The sequence below is a fragment of the Rubrivivax gelatinosus genome (assembly GCF_016583785.1).
Classification (GTDB): domain Bacteria; phylum Pseudomonadota; class Gammaproteobacteria; order Burkholderiales; family Burkholderiaceae_C; genus Rubrivivax; species Rubrivivax gelatinosus_B.
In genome coordinates this window covers 1-13,277 of the sequence record NZ_NRRU01000122.1, presented here as the reverse complement: position 1 = coordinate 13,277, position 13,277 = coordinate 1, and the positions used below count along the sequence as shown (strand labels likewise).

Sequence of the window (13,277 nt, the reverse complement as noted above, 5' to 3'; positions counted from 1 at the left end):
CCCGACGATCATCAGCGCCCGCTCCTGCGCGCCGACACGGGAAGACTACCCGCCGGCTGCGGTGCGCGCCGAGGCCACGGGTATGACCCGCGTCCGGTTCAACGTCGACGCCAGCGGCCGGGTCTCCGGCTCGGAGCTGGTGCGATCGGCCGGCCCGTCGCGCGAGCACAAGCTGCTCGACCGCATCGCGATGTCCAAGCTCTCGCAATGCCAGTTCAAACCTGGCACCGACGAGCATGGCAATCCGGTCGGTGGCCAGGCCACCGTCGAATACGTCTGGAACCTCGAGTAACGAGGCTCCCTGTCCTTGCGCCTCGCCGCCACCCGCGCGGCGACGCTCTTACCCACGTGCGGCGCAGCGCCGGCGTTCTTTCCCCCTTGGAGGCACGATGTCCTTGATGAAACTGATGCGATCGTCGCTCGCGGCGATGATGGTCGCGCTGGTCGCCACCTTTGGCACCCAACCCGCCCTCGCCCAGGCCGATACCGCCGCCCCGCCGGCGGCCACGGCACCGGCGGCGGCGGCCGAACACGAAGCGATCGACAACCCCTACGGCCTGCAAGCCCTGTGGCTGCAAGGCGACTTCGTTGCCAAGGGCACGCTGATCATCCTCGTGATCATGTCCATGGGCAGCTGGTACGTCATCTTCACCAAGCTGTATGAGCAGCGCGCGATGATGAAGAGCGCGCGCCAGTCGACCGACACCTTCTGGAAGGCCAGCACCGTCAAGGCCGGCCTGAGCTCGCTCGAAGAAGGTTCGGCCTTCCGCTACATCGCCGAATCGGGCATCAAGGCCAGCGATCATCACGAAGGCACGATGGTCGAGACCATCGACAAGCACACCTGGGTGACGATGAGCGTGGACCGCGCCGCCGGCAACATCCAGAGCCGCCTGACCGACGGCCTGGCCGTCCTGGCGACCGTCGGTTCGACCGCGCCGTTCGTCGGCCTGTTCGGCACCGTCTGGGGCATCTACAACGCGCTGGTGCGCATCGGCATCAGCGGCCAGGCCTCGATCGACAAGGTCGCCGGCCCGGTCGGCGAAGCGCTGATCATGACCGCCATCGGTCTGGCCGTCGCCGTGCCGGCCGTCATGGGCTACAACTGGCTGATCCGCCGCAACAAGGCGGTGCTGGACCAGATCCGCGCCTTCAGCGCCGACCTGCACAACGTGCTGATCGCCGGCAAGCGCTGACGTGATGCCGACCGGCCGCCGCGGCGCCTGCCGCCCCGCCTTGCCGCGGGGTGAACATGCCGGCGTCGCGCGGCCGTCGTCCTCCAGGAGATCGCGATGGCGATGCAAGTAGGCCCTGCCGACAACGGCGGGGAGGAGCAGCTCAACAGCTCGATCAACACCACGCCGCTGGTGGACGTGATGCTGGTGCTGCTGATCATCTTCCTGATCACGATTCCCGTGGTCACCCAGTCGATCAAGCTCGAGCTGCCCAAGGAACGCAACATCCCGCTGCAGACCAAGCCCGAGAACATCGTCATCGCGGTCAACCGCGACGGCGAGATCTTCTGGGGCATCGAGCGCCTTCCGGACATCGAGGCGCTGGTGAAGCGGCTGAAGGTCGAATCGGTGAAGGAACCGCAGCCCGAGGTGCACATCCGCGGCGACGGTGACGTCCGCTACGAGTCGGTCGGCCGCGTCGTCGTGGCCTGCCAGCGCGCCGGCATCTTCAAGGTCGGTTTCATCACCGAACCGCCGGCCGGCGCCGTGGCGCGCTGAGGAGAGCAACCATGTCCATGCAAGTAGGTAACTCCAGCGACGAAGACGACGTGATGGTGGACATCAACACCACGCCTCTGATCGACGTGATGCTGGTGCTGCTGATCATGTTCATCATCACCATCCCGATCCAGACGCACGCGGTGAAGATGAACATGCCGACGCCGAACAACTCGGCGCCGCCGCCGCAGCCGCCGGAGATCATCCGCATCGACGTCGACTTCGACGGCACCATCGGCTGGAACGGCGAGATCGTGCCCGACCGCGCGGCGCTCGAAGCCAAGCTGGCGACGGTCGCCGCCGCGGCCGACCAGCCCGAGGTGCACCTGCGCCCGAACAAGCTCGTGACCTACAAGGTCGTCGCGATGATCATGGCCAGCGCCCAGCGCCTGGGCGTGACCAAGATCGGCATCGTGGGTAACGAGCAATTCATGAACTGACCCACCCCCGTAGCGGCTGCGCCGCTCCTCCCCCTCGAGGGGGCGACGCCAGCGGCCGGGCAGAGCCCGGCCGCGGCGTTTGCTTCACGCGGAGCTGCATCGGGCCTGCGGTTTGCTGGACGGCGTTTCGCCGAGGAACCCAAGAGATGAAGATGAAGCTGCGTACCCTTGCCCTGTGCCTCGTCGCTGCCGGCTGGCTGTCCGTCGCCGGGGCGCAGGGGATGCGGGCGGAGATCGGCCGGCCGCTGCAACAGGCCGGCGAACTGCTGAAGGCGGGCAAGGCGCGCGAAGCGCTGGCCAAGGTGCGCGAGGCCGAAAGCGTCGGTGGCCGCAGCGCCGCCGAGCAGCAGACCATCGACCGCATGAAGGCCGCCGCCGCCCAGCGCGCCGGCGACTACGCCGTCGCGGCGCAGGCGCTGGAAGCACTGGCCGCCAAAGCCAGCGGCAACGAGCTCGGCCAGTACGCCGAGCAGCTCGCCGCCGCCTACGCCCAGCTGCGCAACAACGCCAAGGCCACCGAGTGGCTGAACAAGGCGGTGGCCGCGGGCAACAACAGCGCGACGATCAAGCAGCTGCAGGGTTATCTGCAGTCCTCCAGCGGCGACTACAACGCGATCGCGCGCGACGCCGGCGCGGCCGTTGCCGCCGCCGAAGCGGCCGGCCGCAAGCCCGAGGAAGGCGACCTGCTGCGCCTGGCCGACGCCCAACAGCGCACCGGCAACACCAACGGCTACGTCGGCACGCTCGAGAAGCTGGTCGCCCACTATCCGAAGAAGGACTACTGGACGGCTTTCCTGGGCCGGCTGCCGCGCAAGAGCGGCTTCGCCGACCGCTACGCGCTCGACGTCATGCGGCTCAAGCTCGCCGTCGGCACGCTCGGCAAGACCGACGAGTACATGGAGATGTCGCAGCTCGCGCTGCAGGCCGGCCTGCCGGCCGAGGCGCTGCGCATCGTCGAGCAGGGCTACAAGTCGGGCGCGCTGGGCACCGGCGCCGAAGCCTCGCGCCACCAGCGCCTGCGCGACCTGGCGCAGAAGCAGCTGGCGCAGCAGAAGACCGACATCGCCAAGCAGGCCACGGAAGCCGCCGCCGACAAGAGCGGCGACGACCTGGTCAAGGTCGGTTTCGCCTATGCCTCGCTCGGCGAGGCCGACAAGGGCGTGGCGCTGATCGAGAAGGGCATCGCCAAGGGTGGCCTGCGCCGTCCGGAAGAAGCCAGGCTGCGCCTGGGCCAGGCGCAGGTGCAGGCCGGCAAGAAGGCCGCCGCCGCGCAGACGCTGCGTGCCGTCAAGGGCAACGACGGCGCCGCCGACATCGCCCACCTCTGGATCGTCGCGCACTGAGTGACGAGCGGCCGCGGCATGCCTGCCGCGGCCCTGTGCGGGAGACGGCCGGGCCGATGAAAATCGGCGGATGACCGCTCCCGCCCTCCCCGCCTTCGTCGAGCCCTGCGGGCACGACATCTACGCCGTCGACACCGGCTTCCACCGCCCGCGCTTCGACGCTGCCTATCTCGTCGTCGACGCCGGCCGCGCCGCGATCGTCGACACCGGCACCAACTTCTCCGTTCCCCGGCTGCTCGAAGCGCTGGCCGCGCTCGGCCTGGCGCGCGACGCCGTCGACTGGGTCATCCCGACCCACATCCACCTCGACCACGCCGGCGGCGTCGGCCTGCTGATGCAGGAGTTGCCGGCCGCACGCGTGATGGCGCACCCGCGCGCCGCGCGCCACCTCGTCGACCCGTCGCAGATCTGGGCCGGCGCCAGCGCCGTCTACGGCGAAGCCGAGATGCTTCGCAGCTACGGCACGCTGCTGCCGGTGGCCGCCGAGCGCGTGCTGACCAGCACCGACGGCGGCCGCATCACACTGGGCGGGCGCGAACTGGAGTTCGCCGACACGCCCGGCCACGCGCGCCACCACCACTGCATCTGGGACGAACGCTCGCGCGGCTGGTTCACCGGCGACACTTTCGGCCTGTCCTATCGCGAGTTCGACAGCGAACGCGGCGCCTGGGTGATGCCGACCTCGACGCCGGTGCAGTTCGAGCCCGACGCGCTGCGCGCCTCGGTGCAGCGCCTGCTCGCGCGCGCGCCGCAGGCCATGTACCTGACGCACTACGGCCGCGTCGGCGAGGTGGCGCGCCTGGGTGCGCTGCAGCTGGAACTGCTGGACGGCATGGTCGCGCTCGGCCGCCGCCTGGCCGGCAGCGCCGAGCGCCACGCGGCGCTCTGTGCCGGGCTGTCGGCTCTGCTGCGCGACAGCCTCGCCGCCCACGGCTGCCACTTGCCGGCCGACGACGTGGACCGCCTGCTGGCGCTGGACGTCGAACTCAACGCCCAGGGCATGGAAGTCTGGCTCGATCGAGAGGCCCGCCCACGCGGCGCCCAGACGTAATGACACGCAACAATGCTCAAGCTGCAGCCTGCTTGTCCGAGGCCTTGTCGCATTCGATATTTACGCGCATCACAAAACGAAGAGACTAGCGTTTCGTTCATTTTTCCGCACTGACGGCAGCGGGGTTTCTTTATCGTTCGGCAGTCCGGACCGATTCCAGACACCTGAGCCGCAAGCAGTGGAGGAGTCAACGATGCGAGTCAATCTGCCCGTCAGCGATATCGAGTTCCCGTTCCCCAAGGGCGAGACCCTGGTCTCCACGACGGACCTGAAGGGCCGCATCCTGTACTGCAACCCGGCGTTCATCTCGGTGAGCGGCTACACCAAGGAAGACCTGCTGGGGCAACCGCACAACCTGATCCGCCACCCGGACATGCCCGAGGAGGCCTTCCGCGACATGTGGCAGTGCATCGCCTCCGGCCAGCCCTGGTCGGCGCCGGTGAAGAACCGGCGCCAGGACGGGCAGTACTACTGGGTGATGGCGAACGTGACGCCGCTGATGCGCGACGGCCATCCGGTAGGCTTCATGTCGGTGCGCACCGAACCCACGCGCGACGAGGTGCGCACCGCCGAGGCGCTCTACGCCCGCATGCGCAGCGAGAAGGAGAGTGGCCGCGCGACGCTCAAGCTCGATGCCGGCACGCCGTATCGCGCCACCGTCTGGGGCCGGATCCGGCGCCTGGCGCGCTTGCGCCGGCACCTGCCGCTGATGCTGGCCACCGCGCTGCTGGGCGGCGGCTGCGCCCTCGTCGGCCACTACCTCGGCTGGTACGCCGTGCTCGCCTGCGTGCTGCTGGGCAGCACCGCGGGGGCGGCGCTGTTCGCCCGCCTGGTGATGGCGCCGCTGGCGCCGCTGCTGGGTTTCGCCAACCGCATGGCCGCCGGCGACCTGACCGAACGCCTGCCGGCGCAGGGCGACGACGGCTTCGGCCAGCTCGCCAAGGCGCTGAACCAGCTCAACGTCAACCTGCGCTCGATCGTGCGCGACGCACGCACCGAGGTCGAGCACATGCGCGACGCCACCTGCGAGATCGCCACCGGCAACCAGGACCTGTCGGTGCGCACCGAGACCCAGGCCTCCAACCTGCAGGAGACGGCCTCGTCGATGGAGCAGATCACGAGCACGGTGCGCCAGAGCGCCTCGGCCGCAGCCGAGGCCGCCAAGCTCGCCGAAGAGGCCTCGGCCGTCACCCGCCGCGGCAGCGAGGCGGTCGACCAGGTCACGCAGACGATGCAGGTCATCAGCGACTCCTCGCGCCGCATCGGCGAGATCATCCAGGTCATCGACGGCATCGCCTTCCAGACCAACATCCTGGCGCTGAACGCCGCGGTCGAAGCGGCGCGCGCCGGCGAACAGGGTCGCGGCTTCGCCGTGGTGGCCGGTGAGGTGCGCGCGCTGGCGCAGCGCTCGGCCACCGCGGCACGCGAGATCAAGCAGCTGATCGTCGACTCGTCCGAGAAGGTCGAGGCCGGCAACCGGCTGAGCGCAGCGGCGCGCGAGACCATCGCCGCCGCCGTCGGCACCGTGCAGCGTGTCGGCAGCGTCGTCTCGGGCATCAGCCATGGCGCCGACGAGCAGCTGCAGGGCATCTCGCAGATCAACACCTCGGTCGCACGCATAGACGGCATCACGCAGCAGAACGCCGCGCTGGTCGAGGAGATCGCCGCCGCTGCGCAGCAGCTGCGCGCCAAGGCCGACGCCGTGACCGAAGCGGTGCAGCTGTTCCACCTCGATGCCGGCCGCGGCGCCGCGGCCGCGCCCGCCGACGCCGTCTCGCTGCGCCGCACCGCGCGCACCGGCGCGCACGCGGCAGCGGTCGCGTAGGTCGTCTGCCGGGGCGGCGCCCCGAGGGGCCGCAGCCACCGCGGGCACAGGGGTCGACGCGCCAGCCGCGCAAGGCCTGCTTACACTGCGGGCCCGTCGAACCCGTCGCGGCCATGCCGCCCCTCACCATGCAGCAAGGCGTTCATTTCGGCCTCGATGGCCGCGTCGTCGTCATCACCGGCGCTTCGCAAGGCATAGGCGAGGCCTGCGCCCGCCGCCTCGTGCGCGACGGCGCCGCGGTCGCGCTCTGGGACGTGGCAGACGAAGCCGGCGAACGCCTGGCGGCCGAGCTGACGGCCGCCGGCCACCGCGCCGTCTACGCCCACTGCGACGTCTCGAAGAAGGCCGAGGTCGACGCCGCGCTGGCGGCGACGCTGGCCGCCTTCGGCCGCGTCGACGGGCTGGTCAACAACGCCGGCATCTTCAAGGCCGCCGACTTCCTCGAGGTCACCGAAGCCGACTGGGACGCGGTCATCGCCATCAACCTGAAGGGCTCGTTCCTCGTCGGCCAGGCGCTCGCGCGCGAACTCGTCAAGGCCGGCGGCGGCGCGATCGTCAACATGAGCTCGGTCAACGGCCGGCTGACCATCCCGTCGATCGCCAGCTACAACGCCAGCAAGGGCGCGATCGACCAGCTCACGCGGGTGATGGCGCTGTCGCTCGCCGACCGCGGCGTGCGTGTCAACGCGGTCGCGCCGGGCACCATCGCCACCGAGCTGGCGAAGAACGCCGTGCTGACCAGCGACGAGGCCAAGGCGCGCATCATGAGCCGCACGCCCATGAAGCGCCTGGGCGAGCCCGGCGAGGTGGCCGACGTCTGCGCCTGGCTGCTGTCGGACGCGGCCAGCTACGTCACCGGCGAGATCGTCGTCGTCGACGGCGGCCGCATGACGCTCAACTACACCGTGCCGGCCTGAGGGGCGCAGCGGGCTGCGGGACAATCCGCGCCATGAGACTGCTCCACACGATGCTGCGCGTCGGCGACCTGCAACGGTCGATCGACTTCTACACCCAGGTCATGGGCATGACGCTGCTGCGCACCAGCGAGAACGCCGCCCACGGCTATTCGCTCGCCTTCCTCGGCTACGGATCCAACCCCGAGCACGCCGAGATCGAGCTCACCTACAACCACGGCGTGACGTCGTACGACCTGGGCAGCGCCTACGGCCACATCGCCATCGGCGTGCCCGATGCCTACGCGGCCTGCGACAAGATCCGCGCCGCCGGCGGCAACATCACGCGCGAGCCCGGCCCGGTCAAGGGCGGCTCGACGGTGATCGCCTTCATCACCGACCCCGACGGCTACAAGGTCGAGCTGATCCAGCGCGCCGAGGCCGGCGCACCCGAGGACTCGCTGCGCGCCTGACGCCCGCGCCGGCGGCCGGGAGGCCGCCGGTCTTCGATCTCAGGCTTCGCGCAGCGCCTGCGCGGCGCGCGCCAGGTGGGTGATGTGCGCCCAGTCGCCAGCGTCTATCGTCGCCTGCGGCGTCAGCCAGGAACCACCGCACACCAACACGTTCGGCAGCGCCAGGTACTGGCGCGCGCTCTCGGGCGTCAGGCCGCCGGTCGGGCAGAAAGCGATGTCGGGGAAAGGCCCGGCCAGCGCCTTCAGCATCGGGATGCCGCCGGCCGCGGCCGCCGGGAAGAACTTCAGGAAGTCGTAGCCGTCGGCCATCGCCGCCAGCACCTCGCTCGAGGTCGCGACGCCGGGCAGCAGCGGCAGCTCGATCTGGCTGCAGGCGCGGCCAATCTCGCTGGTGTAGCCGGGGCTGACGGCGAACACCGCACCGGCATCGCGTGCCGCCTGGGCGTCGGCGACGCTGCGCACCGTGCCGGCGCCGACCAGCGCCTCGGGCAGCTCGCGCGCGATCAGCCGGATCGCCTCCAGCGCCACCGGCGTGCGCAGCGTGACCTCGAGCACGCGCACGCCGCCAGCGAGCAGCGCCTGGGCCAGCGGCAGCGCGTCGGCGACGCGGTGGATGACGATGACCGGGATCACGGGTCCCGGGGCGGCGAGTGCTTTCGGTTTCAGAGCCATGTGACGGCGCCCTCCTCGGCGCTGCGGACGTTTCGCCGCATGCCGGCGAACAGTTCCCGGCCCAGGTCGTGGCTGTTGGCCGCGGCCTGTCCGGGGGTGATGGTGGCGGGTTCGCGCGCCGCCCATTCGGCGGCGTCGACCCGGGCTTCGAGCGTGCCGGCGTCGGCGTCGACACGCACGATGTCGCCGTCGCGCAGCCGGGCCAGCGGGCCGCCGGCGAGCGCTTCGGGACTGACGTGGATGGCCGCCGGCACCTTGCCCGACGCGCCGCTCATGCGGCCGTCGGTGACGAGCGCGACGCGGAAGCCCTTGCCCTGCAGCACCGCCAGCGGCGGCGTCAGCTTGTGCAGCTCGGGCATGCCGTTGGCGCACGGGCCCTGGAAGCGCACGACGGCGACGAGGTCGCGGTCGAGTTCGCCGGCCTTGAACGCCGCCTGCAGCGACTCCTGGTCGTCGAAGACTCGCGCCGGCGCCTCGATCACGTGGCGGTCGGCGGGCACAGCGGAGACCTTGATGACGGCGCGCCCGAGGTTGCCCTGGAGCAGCTTCAGGCCGCCGCTCGGCGAGAACGGCGAATCGGCCGGGCGCAGCACCGCGATGTCGGCGCTTTCGCCCACCGGCTGCCAGGCCAGCGTGCCGTCGCCGGCGGCCGCGGGCAGCGCGGCATAACGCTCCAGCCCCGGGCCGGCGATCGTCGCCACGTCGGGGTGCAGGCAGCCGGCGGCCAGCAGCTGGCCGATGACGTAGCCCGGGCCGCCGGCGGCCTGGAACTGGTTCACGTCGGCGGCGCCGTTGGGATAGACCCGCGCCAGCAGCGGCACCTCGGCGGAGAGCGCGGCGAAGTCGCTCCAGTCGATCGTGATGCCGGCCGCACGCGCCACGGCCACCCAGTGGATCAGGTGGTTGGTGCTGCCGCCGGTGGCCAGCAGCGCGACCATCGCGTTGACGATCGCACGTTCGTCGACCAGGCGGCCGATCGGCAGCAGCTCGCCCGGCGTGGCTATCGCCAGCACCCGGCGCACGGCCTCGCGCGTCAGCGCCTCGCGCAAGCCGGCGTGCGGGTGCACGAAGGCGGCGCCGGGCACGTGCAGGCCCATCGCCTCCATCAGCATCTGGTTGCTGTTGGCGGTGCCGTAGAAGGTGCAGGTGCCGGGGCCGTGGTAGGCGGCGGACTCGGCGGCGAGCAGTTCCTCGCGCCCGACCAGGCCTTGCGCGTACTGCTCGCGCACCTTGGCCTTGGCCTCGTTGGCCAGGCCGGTGGACATCGGCCCGCCGGGCACGAACACCGTCGGCAGGTGGCCGAAGTGCAGCGCGCCGATCAGCAGGCCGGGCACGATCTTGTCGCAGATGCCCAGCATCAGCGCAGCGTCGAAGACGTCGTGCGACAGCGCGATCGCGGTGCCCATCGCGATCGTGTCGCGCGAGAACAGGCTCAACTCCATGCCCGGCAGGCCCTGGGTGACGCCGTCGCACATCGCCGGCACGCCGCCGGCCACCTGCGCCGTCGCACCGTGGCGCCTGGCCTCGTCGCGGATCACGGCCGGGAACGCCTCGTAAGGCTGGTGCGCCGACAGCATGTCGTTGTAGGCGGTGACGATCGCCACGTTGGGCGCACGCTCGGTGACGACGCGCAGGCGCGAATCCGCCGGCAGCGCGGCGAAAGCGTGCGCGACGTTGGCGCAGCCCATGCGGTCGGCGCCGCGCGGTCGGCCGAGCAGGCGTTCCACGCGTTCAAGGTAGGCCGAACGCGCATCGGCGCTGCGCGCGCGGATGCGGTCGGTGACGGAGCGGATGGCGGACTTCATGGCTGAACCTCCGGCCGTAACCATATCACCGAAAAGTCCGTAATCGGATTACATCGAGTTTCGTGACGTGCTGCCCGGGGACATCGGCCGCGATGCCCGGCACCGTCCTTGCAACCAACGAGCCCCAGGACAATGACGAGCATGCAGCGCCCCCGAAGACCTCTGCGCCGCGCCGCCGCCCCGCGATGAGCGGCTGCTGCGCACGCGACCCCGACGCGATGCTCGCGCTGCTGCGCGCCGAGTGCAGCGCGCGCGGCGACGTCTGGGTCTTCGGCTACGCCTCGCTGATCTGGCGCCCCGAGTTCGACGCCGCCGAGCACCGGCCGGCGCTGGTGCGCGGCTGGCACCGGGCGCTGCGCATGCGCTCGCAGATCAACCGCGGCACGCCGCAGCAGCCGGGGCTGGTGTTCGCGCTGATGCCGGGCGGCGCCTGCCGCGGCTTCGTCTACCGCATGCGGCCCGAGGCCGCCGACGCCGAACTGGAACGCCTGTGGGGGCGCGAGATGGTCGGCGGCGGCATCTACGACCCGCGTTTCCTGCCCTGCGCGACGCCGCAGGGCACGGTGCCGGCGCTGACCTTCACGCTCAGCCGGCGCAGCGAGCACTACACCGGCCGCCTGCCCGACGAGCAGGTGCTGGCCATCCTGCGCCACGCACGCGGGCGCTACGGCAGCACGCTGGAGTACCTCGCAGCTACCGCCTGCGCGCTGCGCGAACGGGGTGTGCACGACCGCGAGATCGAGCGCCTGATGCGCCTGGCCGCACGCGCCGGGCTGGTCGACCGTGCCGTCGATCAGCCGCCGGCCACGCGCCGCTGCGGCAAACGCAGCGAATCGAGGTCGGCGTCGGTGTCGACGTCGACGAGCACGCCGGCGTCGTCCACCGGCACGCCGACCGCCGGATAACGCGCCAGCAGCCGGCGCGCGCCTTCGTCGGTCTGCAGCGAGGCCAGTTCGGAATACAGCTCGGCGGCAAAAGCCACCGGATGCCCGCGCCGGCCGCCGTGCTGGGCACAGGCCACCGCGTGCAGCGCGATCGCCTGGGCGACGGCGAGCATGGTCTCGGGCCGCACCAGCGGCATGTCGCCGGGCAGCACCAGCCAGCCGGGCGACTGCGGGCTGTCGCCGACACCGGCGGCGATCGCCTGGCCGCGGCCGCGGCGCGCGCTGTCTTCGGCGAGCACGTGCAGGTCCTGCAGCGTCAGCTGCGGCAGCAGCAGCGGCACCAGGCGCTCGGTGGTCACGACCAGCACCCGCAGCCCGGTCTGCAGCGCGTTGGCGACCGTCGTGCCGAGCACCGTCGAGCCGGCCAGCGGCTGCTCGAGCCGGGGCCGCCCCGGCTGCAGGCGCGTCCCGTGCCCGGCAGCCAGCACGACGATCGTCGGGCTCGTGTTCATTAGCTCTGGCCTTCCCGTCGGTGCTCCCCGTGGAGGCAAGAATGGGGGTCGCGCCCGGCAGCAGACAGTGGGACGTTCACCTACGGCGTTCCACGTAAGGGAAGCACCGCCTGTCGACGCGGTGCGCGGGCCGCTCCGGACGCCTTCCTATACTCGGCGCATGGATCTGGCTGCCCTCCGCAAGAGCTACGAGCGCGACGCGCTCGACGAAACCGCCTCCGACGCCGACCCGCTGCGCCAGTTCGAACGCTGGATGCAGCAGGCGATCGACGCCCAGGTGCCCGAGCCGAACGCGATGACGCTGGCCACCGTCGGCGCCGACGGCCGGCCCTCGACGCGCATCGTGCTGATCAAGCAGTTCGACGAACGCGGCATCGTCTGGTACACGAATTACGACAGCCGCAAGGGGCACGAACTCGCCGCGCACCCGTTCGCCGCGCTGCAGTTCCACTGGATCGAACTCGAGCGCGTGGTGCGCATCGAAGGCCGCGTCGAGAAGACCTCGGCCGAACAATCTGACGCCTATTTCGCGTCGCGGCCGCTGGATTCACGCATCGGCGCCTGGGCCTCGCCGCAGAGCCAGGTGATCGGTTCGCGCGCGGTGCTGGTGGCCAACGCCGCCAAATACGCCGCGAGCTTTGCGCTGCAGCCGCCGCGGCCGCCGCACTGGGGCGGCTACCGCCTGGTGCCCGACGGCTGGGAGTTCTGGCAGGGCCGCAAGAGCCGGCTGCACGACCGGCTGCGCTACCGCCTGGACGGCGGCGCCTGGGTGCGGGAGCGTCTGGCGCCGTAGGCGCCGGCGCGGCGGCGCCTACGGCGCCGACAGCCCGTACGTCGTCGCACGCCGCGCGCGCCGGCGGCGCATGCGCGCGACCATCTAACGATGGACAGCGCGGAAACCCTGTCGCGGACACTCCCGAGGCGCGGCCCGAGGCCGGCGACGCAGAATCCGGCGTCCGCCGCCACCGGGGTCCGCGGCATGAGCTTCGCCCGCACCAAGATCCAGCCGCCTCGGCCACGCGCCGGCACGGCCGGCACCTGGATCGAGCGCCCGGCGCTCGACGCCCGCCTGCTGGACGCCTTGCTCGGCCAGCGGCTGGTGCTCGTCTGCGCGGCGGCCGGCTACGGCAAGACGACGGCACTGGCGCGCCAGCTCGCGCGGCTGCCCGCCGGCACCGCCGTCGCCTGGGTTTCGGCCGACGAGGACGACGACCTGCACCGCCTGCTGGAGTGCCTGTTCGCCGCCCTCGAACCCTATGACCCGCCCTGGCGCACCGCGCCCGAGGCGCTGCTGGCGCGGGTCGACGACCCGCGCGGCCGCGCCCGGCTGGCGGCCGAACTGCTCGACGCGCTCGAGTCCTGCGAGCTCGAGCACGGCGTCATCGTCTTCGACGACCTGCACCGCGTCGCCGATGCCGCGTTCTTCGAGCTGCTCGACGGCGTGCTCGAACGCCTGGGGCCGCGCTGGACCGTCGCCGTCGCGACGCGCCAGGACCCGCCGCTGTCGCTGGCGCGCTGGCGCGCCGGCGGCGAACTCGCCGAGTTCCGGCGCCACGAGCTGCAGTTCGACGCCGACGAAGCCGAGGCGCTGGCCGGCGCGCTGGAAGCCGGGGGCTCGGGCGCGACGGCGCTCGCGGCGCGCACGC

At 71.6% G+C, this 13,277-nt stretch carries 15 protein-coding genes; 12 read left to right on the top strand and 3 right to left on the bottom strand.

The genetic code is table 11. From position 1 onward, the window contains the following. From CKO43_RS22420 to gloA, 9 genes are all read left to right on the top strand, one after another. On the top strand, nt 1–292 hold a 292-nt coding region (locus CKO43_RS22420), incomplete at its 5' end, for an energy transducer TonB (protein ID WP_200380028.1). 97 nt (nt 293–389) lie between these two features. After that, on the top strand, nt 390–1,196 hold the full coding sequence (locus CKO43_RS22415; protein ID WP_200232020.1) for a MotA/TolQ/ExbB proton channel family protein: 807 nt from the start codon (nt 390–392) through the stop codon (nt 1,194–1,196). A 96-nt stretch (nt 1,197–1,292) separates the two neighbouring features. Beyond that, a complete protein-coding gene (locus CKO43_RS22410; RefSeq protein WP_200232021.1) occupies nt 1,293–1,733 on the top strand; it encodes an ExbD/TolR family protein in 441 nt (146 codons plus the stop codon). Nucleotides 1,734–1,744: 11 nt separating this feature from the next. After that, on the top strand, nt 1,745–2,173 hold the full coding sequence (locus CKO43_RS22405) for an ExbD/TolR family protein (RefSeq protein WP_200380027.1): 429 nt from the start codon (nt 1,745–1,747) through the stop codon (nt 2,171–2,173). Nucleotides 2,174–2,325: 152 nt separating this feature from the next. Further along, nucleotides 2,326–3,516 carry a hypothetical protein gene (locus CKO43_RS22400; protein ID WP_242481297.1) on the top strand — a complete coding sequence of 397 codons (1,191 nt, stop codon included), beginning with the start codon at nt 2,326–2,328 and terminating at the stop codon, nt 3,514–3,516. Between the two features lie 70 nt (nt 3,517–3,586). After that, the gene (locus CKO43_RS22395; protein WP_200380026.1) at nt 3,587–4,567 is read left to right on the top strand and encodes an MBL fold metallo-hydrolase; all 981 of its coding nucleotides are present in this window, start codon (nt 3,587–3,589) and stop codon (nt 4,565–4,567) included. A 193-nt stretch (nt 4,568–4,760) separates the two neighbouring features. Next, on the top strand, nt 4,761–6,392 hold the full coding sequence (locus tag CKO43_RS22390) for a methyl-accepting chemotaxis protein (RefSeq protein ID WP_200380025.1): 1,632 nt from the start codon (nt 4,761–4,763) through the stop codon (nt 6,390–6,392). 128 nt (nt 6,393–6,520) lie between these two features. Continuing rightward, the gene (locus CKO43_RS22385; protein WP_200232033.1) at nt 6,521–7,309 is read left to right on the top strand and encodes an SDR family NAD(P)-dependent oxidoreductase; all 789 of its coding nucleotides are present in this window, start codon (nt 6,521–6,523) and stop codon (nt 7,307–7,309) included. A gap of 32 nt (nt 7,310–7,341) precedes the next feature. Beyond that, nucleotides 7,342–7,758, top strand: a complete 417-nt coding sequence (gene gloA / locus CKO43_RS22380) for a lactoylglutathione lyase (RefSeq protein ID WP_200232026.1) — start codon at nt 7,342–7,344, stop codon at nt 7,756–7,758. Nucleotides 7,759–7,797: 39 nt separating this feature from the next. Here the strand turns inward: gloA and eda are convergent, their stop codons facing one another. Both eda and edd read right to left on the bottom strand, forming a co-directional pair. Next, complete coding sequence (gene eda / locus CKO43_RS22375; protein WP_200232027.1) at nt 7,798–8,430, bottom strand: bifunctional 4-hydroxy-2-oxoglutarate aldolase/2-dehydro-3-deoxy-phosphogluconate aldolase; 633 nt, start codon at nt 8,428–8,430, stop codon at nt 7,798–7,800. Then, nucleotides 8,421–10,235, bottom strand: coding sequence for a phosphogluconate dehydratase (gene edd / locus CKO43_RS22370; RefSeq protein ID WP_200380024.1), 1,815 nt, complete (start codon nt 10,233–10,235; stop codon nt 8,421–8,423). The genes eda and edd overlap by 10 nt, the downstream gene beginning before the upstream one ends. 185 nt (nt 10,236–10,420) lie before the next feature. Here edd and CKO43_RS22365 point away from each other — a divergent pair, with 185 nt between their 5' ends. Further along, on the top strand, nt 10,421–11,140 hold the full coding sequence (locus CKO43_RS22365) for a gamma-glutamylcyclotransferase (RefSeq protein ID WP_200380023.1): 720 nt from the start codon (nt 10,421–10,423) through the stop codon (nt 11,138–11,140). Here CKO43_RS22365 and CKO43_RS22360 read toward each other — a convergent pair. Beyond that, nucleotides 11,029–11,631, bottom strand: a complete 603-nt coding sequence (locus CKO43_RS22360; protein WP_200232030.1) for a nucleotidyltransferase family protein — start codon at nt 11,629–11,631, stop codon at nt 11,029–11,031. The genes CKO43_RS22365 and CKO43_RS22360 overlap by 112 nt on opposite strands. 160 nt (nt 11,632–11,791) lie before the next feature. On the opposite strand from CKO43_RS22360, the gene pdxH reads away from it, so the two are divergent. Then, nucleotides 11,792–12,424: a pyridoxamine 5'-phosphate oxidase gene (pdxH, locus tag CKO43_RS22355; RefSeq protein ID WP_200380022.1), complete on the top strand. Its 633-nt coding sequence runs from the start codon at nt 11,792–11,794 to the stop codon at nt 12,422–12,424. Between the two features lie 186 nt (nt 12,425–12,610). Next, a partial coding sequence (locus CKO43_RS22350) for an AAA family ATPase (RefSeq protein WP_200380021.1) occupies nt 12,611–13,277 on the top strand: 667 nt, incomplete at its 3' end.

Coding starts and splice junctions, on each gene's coding strand:
- CKO43_RS22415 (WP_200232020.1), top strand. CDS start 390: ATGTCCTTGATGAAACTGATGCGATCGTCGCTCGCGGCGATGATGGTC.
- CKO43_RS22410 (WP_200232021.1), top strand. CDS start 1,293: ATGGCGATGCAAGTAGGCCCTGCCGACAACGGCGGGGAGGAGCAGCTC.
- CKO43_RS22405 (WP_200380027.1), top strand. CDS start 1,745: ATGTCCATGCAAGTAGGTAACTCCAGCGACGAAGACGACGTGATGGTG.
- CKO43_RS22400 (WP_242481297.1), top strand. CDS start 2,326: ATGAAGCTGCGTACCCTTGCCCTGTGCCTCGTCGCTGCCGGCTGGCTG.
- CKO43_RS22395 (WP_200380026.1), top strand. CDS start 3,587: ATGACCGCTCCCGCCCTCCCCGCCTTCGTCGAGCCCTGCGGGCACGAC.
- CKO43_RS22390 (WP_200380025.1), top strand. CDS start 4,761: ATGCGAGTCAATCTGCCCGTCAGCGATATCGAGTTCCCGTTCCCCAAG.
- CKO43_RS22385 (WP_200232033.1), top strand. CDS start 6,521: ATGCAGCAAGGCGTTCATTTCGGCCTCGATGGCCGCGTCGTCGTCATC.
- gloA (WP_200232026.1), top strand. CDS start 7,342: ATGAGACTGCTCCACACGATGCTGCGCGTCGGCGACCTGCAACGGTCG.
- eda (WP_200232027.1), bottom strand. CDS start 8,430: ATGGCTCTGAAACCGAAAGCACTCGCCGCCCCGGGACCCGTGATCCCG.
- edd (WP_200380024.1), bottom strand. CDS start 10,235: ATGAAGTCCGCCATCCGCTCCGTCACCGACCGCATCCGCGCGCGCAGC.
- CKO43_RS22365 (WP_200380023.1), top strand. CDS start 10,421: ATGAGCGGCTGCTGCGCACGCGACCCCGACGCGATGCTCGCGCTGCTG.
- CKO43_RS22360 (WP_200232030.1), bottom strand. CDS start 11,631: ATGAACACGAGCCCGACGATCGTCGTGCTGGCTGCCGGGCACGGGACG.
- pdxH (WP_200380022.1), top strand. CDS start 11,792: ATGGATCTGGCTGCCCTCCGCAAGAGCTACGAGCGCGACGCGCTCGAC.